Below are 12,267 nucleotides of genomic sequence, written 5' to 3' on the forward strand. Positions count from 1 at the left end.
TTATACACTTTTTTCGTCCTTACTGCAAGCTGTTTTTTTGCGTCCCTGCATCTACCCATCACCGCAAACAATCGCTTACACTGATAAATACGTCAGCTGCTGCCGATTTTTTGAAAAAGAATAGGAAGACAGCAAGCTGCAGGTTCGCAGGTTGCTGTCTTCCTAGAAAAACGTATTGCTTATTCTTGTGTATCCGTGGTGTCTTCCGTTGTTTCTTCCACATCTGGTACGTCTTGTACCGCTGTTTCTTCAGCAGTCGCTAGTTCTTCTTCGACTTCTGGTTCAACCGTTGCCATCGTCACTACTTTGGCATTGTTTTCCATCTTCATCAAACGAACCCCTAAGGTTGCCCGACCAGTTTGGGAAACAGTCGCTACATTGAAACGAATCAAGACGCCTTTATCGGTGATCACCATGATGTCTTCCTCACCGCTGACCGTCGTCAAGCCGGCTAATGGACCGTTTTTCGCCGTAATGTTGGCTGTTTTGATCCCTTTTCCGCCACGACCTTTGATTGGGTATTCAGAGCCTTTGGTACGCTTGCCATAGCCGTTCTCAGTGATGACCAAGACTTCACTGTCTTCTGTGATCACTGCAGCGCCTACCACGTAGTCTCCGTCTCTTAGACGAATGCCTCGCACACCAGCAGCTGTTCGGCCCATATCCCGCACAAGGGCTTCTTTGAAGGTCACAGAGTAGCCATCGTGGGTTCCGATGATCACGACATCTTCGCCGTGGGTTTCAATTACATTGACCAACTCATCATTTTCCCGAAGACCGATCGCAATCAGACCATTGGCACGGATATTTGAAAAGGCCGTCACTGAGGTCCGTTTGACCACACCTAGACGCGTCGTGAAGAACAAGTAGCGTCCTTCTTGAGGCCCACCAGAAGCCGAAATGATCGCTTCGATCCGTTCGCTAGAATCGATCCCTAGGAGATTGATCACAGGGATCCCTTTGGCTGCCCGACCATACTCAGGAATTTCATAGCCTTTGGCTTTGTAAACTTTCCCTTTATTGGTGAAGAACAGTAATGTGTCATGAGTCGAACAAGAAACCAACGTCTTCACGAAGTCTTCATCGTGGATCCCCATTCCTTGAACGCCACGTCCGCCGCGGCGTTGTGCACGGAATTCAGACTTAGCTACTCGTTTGATGTACCCATTGTTCGTCAAGGTAATGACGATTTCTTCTTCTTCGATCAAATCTTCATCTTCAAGACTTAAGACTTCCCCAACCAATAATTCAGTCCGGCGATCATCACCAAAGCGTTGGCCTAATTCTTGCAACTCCGTTTGAATGATCTCTAGGACTCGTTGTGGATTTGCTAAAATGTCTGTCAAATCAGCGATAAATTCTAACAAACCTTGGTACTCGTTTTCGATCTTGTCGCGTTCCAAACCAGTCAAGCGACGCAAACGCATATCTAAAATCGCTTGCGCTTGGCGATCGGACAATTTGAAGCGCTCCATCATGCTATTTTTTGCTTCATCATCAGAATTTGATGCTCGGATCAAAGCAATGATCTCATCGATATGATCCAATGCGATCCGTAATCCTTCCAAGATGTGGGCACGAGCTTCTGCTTTGTTTTTATCAAACTGTGTCCGACGAGTCACCACTTCTTGTTGGTGCTCGATGTAGTTTTCTAAAATTCGTTTCAAGCTCAAAATCTTCGGCACGCCTTTTTCAATGGCTAACATATTAAAGCCAAAAGAAGATTGCAGTGCAGTCATTTTGTAGAGATTATTTAAGATCACCGACGCACTGACGTCGCGACGAACGTCGATCACGATCCGCATGCCTTCACGAGACGATTCATCCCGCAGATCGGTGATTCCTTCGATCCGTTTGTCACGGTGCAGCTCAGAGATCCGTTCGATCAACTTCGCTTTATTGACCATATATGGCAATTCAGTCACTAAGATCCGTTCTTTGCCGTTGGGCATTTCAGTCACTTCGACTTTTCCGCGAACAGTGATCGAACCTTTCCCTGTTTCATAGGCACGGCGAATACCGGATTTTCCCATCACGATCCCGCCAGTTGGGAAGTCTGGTCCTGGTAGGACTTCCATCAATTCACTCGTTGTGACTTCTGGATTTTCCATCAATAGATCGATGGCTGCAATGACTTCATTCAAGTTATGAGGCGGGATATTGGTCGCCATCCCAACAGCGATCCCAGTCGTCCCGTTGACCAAAAGGTTCGGGAAGCGGGCAGGTAATACCGCTGGTTCTCGTTCTGTATCATCATAGTTGCTTTGGAAATCAACGGTATCTTTGTTGATGTCCCGCAGCATCTCCATCGCCAGTTTACTCATGCGGGCTTCGGTATACCGCATCGCAGCGGCACCGTCACCATCGACTGAACCAAAGTTTCCGTGGCCATCGACTAGCATGTAGCGATAGCTAAAGGGCTGTGCCATCCGCACCATTGATTCATAGATCGCACTGTCACCATGGGGATGGTATTTCCCCATGACATCGCCGACGATCCGGGCTGATTTTTTATGGGGCTTGTCTGGTGTGACCCCTAATTCATTCATTCCATATAAAATTCGGCGGTGAACCGGCTTTAAGCCATCCCGCACATCTGGTAAAGCCCTAGCAACAATTACACTCATTGCATAATCGATAAAGGACTCGCGCATTTCACTGGTCAGATTGACGTCATGAATATTTTGTTTTGCTTCTTCACTCAAGCTGTTTCCTCCTCTACGATTGGCTAGATGTCAAGATTTTTCACGTAGTGCGCGTTTTCTTCGATAAAGGCCCGTCTTGGTTCGACGCGATCCCCCATCAGCATTTCAAAAATTTGATCGGCTTCTATGGCATCATCTACGCTGACCCGCAGCATCATCCGATTTTCAGGGTCCATCGTGGTTTCCCATAACTGGTGGTCATCCATTTCCCCTAGACCTTTGTAGCGTTGAACCGTTGGTTTTGGTGTCGCAGGCAGTGATTCAATCGTATTTTTCAAATCTTGTTCGGCATTCTTGCCGGGTTGGATATAGTGGATATTTTTCCCTTGTTTGACACCGTACAATGGCGGTTGTGCGATATAGACATAACCAGCTTCAACGATTGGACGCATATAACGATAGAACAGCGTCAAAAGCAGGGTCCGGATATGGGCACCATCGACATCGGCATCGGTCATGATAACTAGCTTGTGGTAACGGGCTTTTGCTACATCAAAATCAGCACCAAACCCAGTTCCCATTGCTGTAAACAATGAACGGATCTCTTCATTTGCTAAGATTTTGTCCATGCTGGCTTTTTCGACATTTAAAATTTTTCCACGGATCGGTAAGATCGCTTGGAATTCGCGACTGCGGCCTTGTTTTGCTGAACCGCCGGCAGAATCTCCTTCGACGATAAACAGTTCGCATTTTTCTGGATCATTACTGGAACAGTCGGCTAATTTCCCAGGTAAGTTACTGATTTCTAACGCACCTTTTCGGCGAGTCATTTCTCGGGCACGTTTGGCTGCTTGACGGGCTTTTGATGCCAAAAGTCCTTTTTCCACGACTTGACGACCCACATTCGGGTTTTCCATCAAGAATTTCGTGAAATGTTCCGAAAAGAGACGATCGGTGACTGTCCGCACTTCGGAATTTCCTAATTTGGTTTTCGTTTGTCCCTCAAACTGAGGATCTGGATGCTTGATAGAGATAACTGCCGTCAATCCTTCCCGAACATCTTCTCCGGTCAGGTTTTCGTCGTTTTCTTTCATCAATTTTGACTTGCGGGCGTAATCATTGATCACCCGTGTCAAGGCAGTCTTAAACCCGAATTCATGGGTTCCGCCTTCATAGGTATGGATGTTGTTGGCAAAACTCAACAGGTTGCTGTGGTAGCTATCGGTATATTGCATGGAAACTTCAACCGTGATTCCTTGTTGTTCTCCTTCTAAGTAGATCGGATCTGGGAAAATCACTGTCTTACTTGCATTCAAATGCTCCACATAGCTCTTGATCCCGCCATCGTAATGATATTCTTTCAAGACGGGTTTTTCTTCCCGTTTGTCTTCGATCGAGATTTTTAAGCCACGGTTCAAGAAGGCTAATTCCCGAACCCGTGTCGCTAATTTATCAAAATTGAATACGGTTGTTTCCGTAAAGATCTCTGGATCCGGAACAAAGTGGACGGTCGTTCCGTGGCGGTCGGTTTCATCGATCACTTTCAAGTCATCAACGACTGCCCCACGATGGTATTCTTGATAATACACTTTGCCTTCTTTATAGACTTTTACGTCTAAAGTCGTGGATAACGCATTAACGACGGAGGAACCTACCCCGTGCAGTCCACCAGATACTTTGTAGCCGCCACCGCCGAATTTCCCGCCGGCATGCAGGATCGTAAAGACGGTTTCTACCGCTGGACGGCCTGTTTTGGCTTGGATATCAACGGGGATCCCCCGACCGTCATCGACGACCGTAATACTATTATCTGGTTCAATGATCACTTGAATACTTGAGGCAAAGCCTGCTAGTGCTTCATCGATCGAGTTATCGACGATTTCCCATACTAAGTGGTGCAAACCTTCTGAACTGGTAGAACCAATATACATCCCAGGTCGTTTGCGGACGGCTTCTAGTCCTTCCAGCACTTGGATCTGACTGGCATCATAGGCTTTTGCACGTTCAACTAAGCTTTTTTCTTCTTCTGTCATTCAGTCTATTCTCCTTTAATATGTCCTTGCTCTACATAAAAAATCTCTGCTTCCACAGACATTTTGTCTTTCACATGTTCTAATGTCGTCGTTGTCAGAAAGGTCTGAACTTTTCCTTCAATGGTCTCCAATAAATGCAGTTGTCGGGAATCATCCAGCTCACTCATAACGTCATCTAATAAAAGGACGGGATATTCCCCCGTTTCTTCTTTCATCAAATCGATTTCTGCCAATTTAACACTTAAGGCGGTCGTTCGCTGCTGTCCTTGCGAACCAAAGGTCTGAACATTTTTCTCATTGATCAAAAAATCCAGATCGTCTCGATGGGGACCTGCCAACGTGACTTGCCGAAATCGTTCACGGTCTTTGACTTGTGCCAAGGCTTTGACAAATTGCTGTTGGATCTCCTCCAGCGCACTCGCCTCACCGGGCACATTCGATAAGTAGTCGATCTGCAAGGTTTCTTTTCCTTGGCTGATCTTTTGGTGCAGTTGATTTGCCCAATACGCCAAGCGCTGAACAAATCGTTGTCTGGCTAAAATGATTTTACTGCCGAAAGCCACCAGCTGTTCCGTTAAAACATCTAAATAGATCTCATCGGTCTGTTTTTTTTCGTTCAGCTGTTTTAAGTATTGATTGCGCTGTTTCAAAACGGATTGGTATTGAACGAGATCATAAAGATAGATTGGATCGATCTGCCCTATTTCCATATCGAGAAATTTGCGGCGGACTTGGGGACTTCCTTTTACAAGGGAGAGGTCTTCTGGAGCAAATAAAATGACATTCAACTGCCCTATGTAACTACTGAGCTTTTTTTGCTCAATGTGGTTTACTTTCGTTTTTCGTCCTTTTTTTGACAAAAACAGTTCTAACGGGATCGTTGAGCGTCCCCGACTGACACTGCCAGAGATCCGCGCCCCTTCTGTGTCCCAGCGGATAAGCTCTTGCTCGCTGGAGGTGCGGTGGCTTTTGGTCATCGCCAATACATAGATGCTTTCTAAAATATTGGTTTTTCCTTGCGCGTTTTCGCCTAAAAAAATGACCAGACCTTTCTCAAAAGTCAGTGTCAGCGAATCATAGTTCCGATAATTGCTTAAATGCAACTCATTCAGCCGCATCGGCGTCTTCCTTCTTCACCATAAAAAAAGTACCTTCATCAGGTAGCTCAACACGCATTCCCGCATACAATTTGCGCCCTCGTCGATTTTCTGGCTCGCCGTCGACAAAAACGGTGTGCTCTGCAAGGTACCATTTCGCTTGGCCGCCGCTGCTGATCACACTGACTTCTTTGAGCATTTGTCCAAGTGTCATGTATTCCGTTTCTAACGGTATTTGCATTTTCATAATTCCCCTCAATTCTATCAAAGAGCGTTTAGCTCTATTATACTCTTTTTTTGCCAAGAAAACAAATTCATCGGCATATTTTTCATTCTCAGAAGACTTACTGCTTTTAGACAAAAAAGAAGCCTAAATAGAAAAAAGGGCTTAAAAACGATTTTAAGCCCTTTTAACTCATTTATTCATTTTCAGATGATTGTTTCAACTTTTTTCAAAAGACATGAAAAACTAGTTGGTTCGCACCGGTGTGATCAGCTGGATAAAGCTGCCTTTGCTCTCTGTTGGCTCCAATGTAAAGGGACGGATCGCTGAGATAAAGCGGATCACGATGCTCGTGTCACCAAATGCTCGGAGGGCTGCTTTCATATAGTCAGGATTGAAAGAGATCTCTAATGGGTCGCCGGTCACTTTTTCAAAAGAAAGATCTTCTTCGACTTTCCCGATTTCTGGTGAGTTTCCATATAAGACAACGGCTTCTTCGGAGATCGCCAAACGTACGATGTTGTTACGGCCTTCATGAGAAAGCAATGACGCCCGTTCGATGGCTTGTAACAATTCTGGGACAGAAAATTCAATCTCAGTATTGAAGCTTGAAGGAATCAGACGGTTGGTATCTGGGTAAGTTCCTTCCAATAAACGAGAATAGAATTTCATGGTTTTCGTTTGGAACAACACTTGGTTATCCATAATGCTGATTTGGATCGCTTCTTCTTCATCTGTTAAGGAACGAGAAAGTTCCGTTAAGCTTTTGCCAGGAATCACGATGTTGAAGGCTGTTTCTCCGCTTTCCAATGGAATCACCCGTTGGCTCAAACGGTGTGAGTCCGTCGCAACAGCTAATAATTTTTGATTTTCTAAGACAAAGTGGACCCCAGTCAAGATCGGACGGCTTTCGTGTTGCGAAACCGCAAAGACTGTTTCACTAACGACCTTATTCAATACGTGCGCTGGAATCTCGATCGAATCTTGACTTTCGACAACTGGTAAATGTGGATAACTATCGGCATCCAAGCCGTTGACGGTAAAGTTGGCTTTTCCAGAAGTGATCGCTACTTGATTATTGTCTAAAACTTCTAACGTTAAGGTACTTTCAGGTAAACGACGAACAATTTCGCTGAAGAAACGTGCTTGTAAAACGATCGCTCCTGTTTTTTCGATTTGCATTTGCGCTTTTTCGTTTTCCACACTTAAAAAAGTTTCAATGGAAATATCGGCGTTGCTCCCAGTCATGGTCAATCCTTTTTCGGAAAGGGATAATTTTACTCCAGTTAAGATCGGGATGGTGGTTTTGGTTGAAATCGCCCGTTGGACAGTTTGTAATTCTTGCATGAACTCTGTTCGGTTTAAAGTTAGCTTCATAGCGATACTCCTTTAATTTATAGTTATTAAATAAAAGTAATAGTAGTAATAGGCTTGTTAGTAATGTGGATAACTCGAGAAAAGAGTGATTAGACTAACGAAAATGCCTGTGAATAACTTGTGGACAACTTTTTTGGTTCTTCTTTTCTTATCCACAGATCAGCTGAAGAGGATTTGTTTGATTTCAGCGATCTCATTTTTGATCGTGGGATCTGTTTCGACTAAATGCTGAATTTTTTCATGGGCATGAATGACCGTTGTATGGTCTTTGCCGCCAAATTCGCCGCCGATTTTTGGTAAAGAACTATCGGTCAATTCTCGAGAGAGATACATCGCGATCTGGCGTGGGACAACGATGCCTTTGACCCGTTTTTTCCCTTTTAGATCATTGACATGAATGTGATAGTATTTTGCGACTTCTTCTTGGATCTGCAAAATCGAAACTTGGGTCGAGCCATGGCTTGATTTCAAGGCTTTGATGGCTTCAGCTGCCAAGCTCGTTGTAATGTCTGAGTTTTGCATCGTAGCAAAAGCTTGCACCCGCACGAGTGCTCCTTCAAGTTCTCGGATATTCGAATCGATCTGCCCAGCGATATAACTTAAGGTATCGTCGGGGATCTCCAAGCGTTCGGCTTCGGCTTTTTTCCGCAAAATCGCAGTCCGCGTCTCTAGATCCGGCGGGGTGATATCAACGGATAAGCCCCAAGCAAAACGGGAAACCAAACGTTCCGGCAAAGTCGGGATCTCATTTGGCAAACGATCACTTGTCAGGACGATCTGTTTATTATTGCGATACAGTTCTTCGAAGGTATTAAAGAATTCTTCTTGGGTTCCTTCTTTATTGACTAAGAATTGAATATCATCCACCAGCAAAAGATCAACATTGCGGTATTCGTTTCGAAAATCTTCCATTTTGTTCTTTTGAATAGAAGTAATGAAATCATTGGTGAAATTTTCACTACTAACGTACTTGATTTTAGCATTGGGACGTTTCAGCAACATTTGATGACCGATCGCGTGCATCAAGTGGGTTTTCCCTAAACCAACGCCACCATAGAAGAACAGCGGATTATAAATAGACCCAGGATCTTCTGCAACAACTAAAGCAGCAGCGTGGGCCATCTGATTGCCTTTCCCGATGACAAAGGTATCAAATGTGTATTTTTCATTTAAGATCGATTTCGGCGGCCGCTCGTTTTCTTCTGCAGCTGTTTGAATAGTAGAAGGGGCTGTTTTTAAAGCTTCTGCTTCTTCGACAGTCACAAAACTAGGAATCAATTCTTCACCAGTTTTCATAAATCCCATTTCAACAATTTTGGCAGCTAGATTTTTTTCCCAATAAGATTTATGAAGATCGCTGGGTACTTCGATCAGCAGCTGATTTTTTTCAAACGACAAGACATTGGCAGTCTCGATCCAAGCACTATAACTGGCCGGATTCAGCTCTTCTTTAAAGGAACGTTGAAGATCTTGCCAAATAGAATCAGCAGATGGCATAAATTGTCCTCCTATAACTAAGAATAGATATAACTAAAATAGCACGGATTGAAAAAGTTTTCCACAGATTACGATAAAAAAGGTTAGAAAAAAATACTTTTCCACAAAACGGGATAAAAGAAAAATGGAAATGCACATGTTCGAAATTCGACTATCCACAGGTAGAAAAAGAATGTGCATAACTATAAAAAAATCTCCTTTATCCACAGATCGATGTGAAGATCACGCCTTGATAACACTAGGTTTTAGGGAAGTTATCAACAGTTAAAAAAGTGATTGTGGAAAACTTTTCTACAGGCTGTTTGTTTGTGGAAAAAGCCAAAATAACTCTGGGGAAAAAGTTATCCACAAAAATTGACTATAAACAGCAAACCCACACAAATCAAAGGGATTGTGGATAAAGAATGCCTGATTTTGAGCAAACTTCTTATTGACAAACTAGTACTTGACTCGTTATACTATCAAAGTATGTCTGTGCGCATAAGCATTATCCTGATGGAGGTGGAAATAAATGAAAAGAACGTATCAACCAAATAAACGTAAACGTCAAAAAGTTCACGGATTCCGTAAACGTATGAGTACAAAAAATGGACGTCGTGTTTTAGCTAGCCGTCGTCGTAAAGGCAGAAAGGTTATTTCTGCGTAAGCCACTGAATGCCAGTGGTTTTTTTTATGCCGTTTTTGCGGAATATAGTGTCTGACTTTTGGCAAATATGGTATTATTGACAGGTGAGTGGTTACGGATTCAATCCGTTTCGCGAAGCTTAATTGAAAGAAGTGAAGGAACCGAAGATGAGAAAATCCTATCGAGTAAAAACAGAGCAAGATTTTCAAAAAGTTTTTCAGGCAGGAAATTCTTTTGCAAATCGGAAGTTCGTGGTGTATGTCTTACCTAAAGAGCAATCACATTTTCGAGTTGGTTTATCTGTAGGGAAAAAAGTCGGTAATGCAGTGAAGCGAAATGAGATCAAGCGCAAGATCCGTGCATGTTTAACGGAAATGAAGCCGCGAATCGAACCAGCGGTCGATTTCATCGTGATCGCCCGTCCAAGTATCGCCACTTGTTCCTCAAAGGAAATCTACTCGAATTTAGAGCATGTCTTAAAACTTGCCAAAATTATTCATTAATGGAAAGGAATTAGTTACGTGAAAAAAGGGAAACGCGTCTTACTATTTTTGGGAGTTCTCTCATTAGTAGTTGTCTTATCTGCCTGCGGTGCAACAGGTGAAGTAAATGCACAAAGTACTGGTCTATGGGACCGTTACATCGTTTATTATTTTGCAGAGGCGATCAAAGCCCTCTCCTTCGGCAATGCCGGGATCGGGATTATCCTCTTTACATTGATCATTCGGGTCATTTTGATGCCGTTGATGCACTTCCAAACCAAAAGCATGCGCAAAACGCAAGAATTACAACCGAAGTTAAAAGCGCTGCAGCAGCAATATGCGTCAAAAGATACAGAAACACAAAGCAAGTTAAAAGAAGAAACACAACGTTTGTATGCGGAAAACAATGTCAATCCTTATGCCGGCTGTCTACCATTATTGGTACAAATGCCGATTTTGATGGCCTTGTGGCAATCGATCTCACGGGTTCCTGCTCTGCAAGAAGGAAAATTCTTATGGCTGCAGCTGGGTGATCGTGACCCATACTTCATCTTGCCGATTTTAGCGGCGCTCTTTACTTTTGCAAGTACCTACTTATCAAGTATGAGCCAAGTGGAATCAAATGCGAGTCTGAAAATCATGAATTTCGCTATGCCGATGATGATCTTACTGATGGGGATCAACATTGCCAGTGGTCTTTCCTTGTACTGGGTCGTTTCCAATGCATTCCAAGTTGTGCAAACAATGATCTTAAATAACCCATTCAAGATTCGCCAAGAAAGAGAAGAAGCTGCCCGCAAAGAACGCGAGCGTGAACGTGCGCTGAAAAAAGCAATGAGTCCTAAAAAGAAACGGAAAAAATAAGAGGAGGTTGCACTGCAATGCCGATTTATGAAAATCTGACAGTAGATGAAGCAATTCAAGAGGGATTGCAAGTCCTTGGTATCACCAAAGATCAAGCAATAATCGAAGTCCTGGATGAAGGAAAAAAAGGCTTCTTGGGTCTAGGAAAAAAACAAGCACGGGTCTCCATTGAAAAACGAATCGTTGAAGAACCGGCACCCGTTGAAGAAGTACCAGCAAAACCGCTGGTAGAACCAGATCCTGTGACGACAGAGGATGCAAGCAGTGTGATAGAAGCAGCAGCGAGCGAACCTGTTTTGCTGACGGATCTTTCAGATGAGGAAGCGCTGGCTCAGCTGGGACTCTATCTGACAAATATTTCAAAAGCATTGAATGCACCCGCCTTAGTAAAAACCGCTCGTCAAGACGGCGTGGTCGTCTTTCATTTAGAAACGCAAAAACAAGGCATTTTGATTGGGAAGCACGGCAAAACCTTGAATGCACTGCAATATTTGGCGCAAGTGTATATTCACCGCATCGCGAAAAACAAATTGTCGATTGTAGTGAATGTCGGAGATTACCGTGAAAAACGTCAAGCGATCTTAGAACGTTTGGCTAGCCGTACTGCTGAAAAAGTCAAACGAACAGGCCGCCCAGTCTTTTTAGAACCGATGCCGGCGTTTGAAAGAAAGCAGATCCATTCAGTTTTGAGTAAAGATGCGTATGTTCAAACTCATTCTGAAGGGGATGAACCGTATCGCTACTTAGTAGTGGAACCTGCGGACAAACGAATTTAATGAAAAAAGGGAAAGGCGGTCTGACAAGCCTTTCCCTTTTTTGATGGGAAAAAGCGATTGACAACAAATTTAAAACCAAGTATCCTTGACTAGAAATCATTCTTATCAAAGTCAACATACGTTACGTAGGTCAGCCTTTGGTATCAAAAAAGAGTCCGTATGCCGCGGACTCTTTTTTGTATTTTTCTTTGATGATAGAGGCAATTAGCCGCCGATGGTTGATTGAGTAAATTGAACCACTGTACCATAGGCAAAGATCTCAAGGTAGGTTTTGTCGCCTTCGACGATGCGGTCATGTTCGAAATGACAGTTGATCACTGCATTCGCTCCGTAGCTGTGGGCGGTTTCTTTTAAGCGATAGGTCACATCTGCCAACAGATCGTTCAAATTCACAGATGTATCAAATAGATCTACTTCGATTTTGTCTGCCGCAAAGACGATATCCCGCACGACGTAAGGCCGATTCACGTTTCCTGTCGATAAAATGATTTCTTTAATGCGAGCAGCGCTGTTTGATGATTTGATGGTTTCCATAATAGATCCCTCTTTTCTTATTCTTTGCTTTTATTTTAAAGGTTTTTGCGGACAGATGCAAAATTTAAAAGTTTTTGAAGGAAGCTTGCGACTCACGCAAAAATGTGCTAATCT

The 12,267-nt window shown here is 43.6% G+C and carries 11 protein-coding genes; 4 read left to right on the forward strand and 7 right to left on the reverse strand.

All coding sequences use genetic code 11. The features are described 5' to 3' along the window. Positions 1-179: 179 nt before the first annotated feature. The 6 genes from gyrA to dnaA form a co-directional block, all read right to left on the reverse strand. Positions 180-2,705 carry a DNA gyrase subunit A gene (gyrA, locus tag IGI96_RS07145; protein WP_016608933.1) on the reverse strand — a complete coding sequence of 842 codons (2,526 nt, stop codon included), beginning with the start codon at positions 2,703-2,705 and terminating at the stop codon, positions 180-182. A 23-nt stretch (positions 2,706-2,728) separates the two neighbouring features. Then, positions 2,729-4,678, reverse strand: coding sequence for a DNA topoisomerase (ATP-hydrolyzing) subunit B (gene gyrB, locus IGI96_RS07150; protein ID WP_005226359.1), 1,950 nt, complete (start codon positions 4,676-4,678; stop codon positions 2,729-2,731). A gap of 5 nt (positions 4,679-4,683) precedes the next feature. Then, positions 4,684-5,796, reverse strand: a complete 1,113-nt coding sequence (gene recF / locus IGI96_RS07155; RefSeq protein WP_086338857.1) for a DNA replication/repair protein RecF — start codon at positions 5,794-5,796, stop codon at positions 4,684-4,686. Further along, complete coding sequence (yaaA, locus tag IGI96_RS07160) at positions 5,783-6,022, reverse strand: S4 domain-containing protein YaaA (RefSeq protein WP_008376781.1); 240 nt, start codon at positions 6,020-6,022, stop codon at positions 5,783-5,785. The genes recF and yaaA overlap by 14 nt, the downstream gene beginning before the upstream one ends. Before the next feature lie 222 nt (positions 6,023-6,244). Further along, positions 6,245-7,375, reverse strand: a complete 1,131-nt coding sequence (gene dnaN, locus IGI96_RS07165; protein WP_005226354.1) for a DNA polymerase III subunit beta — start codon at positions 7,373-7,375, stop codon at positions 6,245-6,247. A 159-nt stretch (positions 7,376-7,534) separates the two neighbouring features. Further along, positions 7,535-8,872 (reverse strand): chromosomal replication initiator protein DnaA, encoded by a 1,338-nt coding sequence (dnaA, locus tag IGI96_RS07170; RefSeq protein ID WP_015508676.1) that lies wholly within the window; start codon positions 8,870-8,872, stop codon positions 7,535-7,537. A 511-nt stretch (positions 8,873-9,383) separates the two neighbouring features. On the opposite strand from dnaA, the gene rpmH reads away from it, so the two are divergent. The 4 genes from rpmH (at position 9,384) to jag (ending at position 11,619) form a co-directional block, all read left to right on the forward strand. Then, positions 9,384-9,518: a 50S ribosomal protein L34 gene (rpmH, locus tag IGI96_RS07175; protein ID WP_002356012.1), complete on the forward strand. Its 135-nt coding sequence runs from the start codon at positions 9,384-9,386 to the stop codon at positions 9,516-9,518. A gap of 146 nt (positions 9,519-9,664) precedes the next feature. Further along, positions 9,665-10,000 (forward strand): ribonuclease P protein component, encoded by a 336-nt coding sequence (gene rnpA / locus IGI96_RS07180; protein WP_086338855.1) that lies wholly within the window; start codon positions 9,665-9,667, stop codon positions 9,998-10,000. An 18-nt stretch (positions 10,001-10,018) separates the two neighbouring features. Next, complete coding sequence (locus tag IGI96_RS07185; RefSeq protein WP_010748469.1) at positions 10,019-10,843, forward strand: YidC/Oxa1 family membrane protein insertase; 825 nt, start codon at positions 10,019-10,021, stop codon at positions 10,841-10,843. Positions 10,844-10,860: 17 nt separating this feature from the next. Then, positions 10,861-11,619 (forward strand): RNA-binding cell elongation regulator Jag/EloR, encoded by a 759-nt coding sequence (jag, locus tag IGI96_RS07190; protein WP_086338854.1) that lies wholly within the window; start codon positions 10,861-10,863, stop codon positions 11,617-11,619. A gap of 204 nt (positions 11,620-11,823) precedes the next feature. Here jag and IGI96_RS07195 read toward each other — a convergent pair whose 3' ends face one another. After that, positions 11,824-12,153 carry a heavy metal-binding domain-containing protein gene (locus tag IGI96_RS07195; RefSeq protein ID WP_005226284.1) on the reverse strand — a complete coding sequence of 110 codons (330 nt, stop codon included), beginning with the start codon at positions 12,151-12,153 and terminating at the stop codon, positions 11,824-11,826. Positions 12,154-12,267: the final 114 nt, after the last annotated feature.

Source organism: Enterococcus sp. DIV0421 (assembly GCF_051713745.1).
Classification (GTDB): domain Bacteria; phylum Bacillota; class Bacilli; order Lactobacillales; family Enterococcaceae; genus Enterococcus_D; species Enterococcus_D casseliflavus.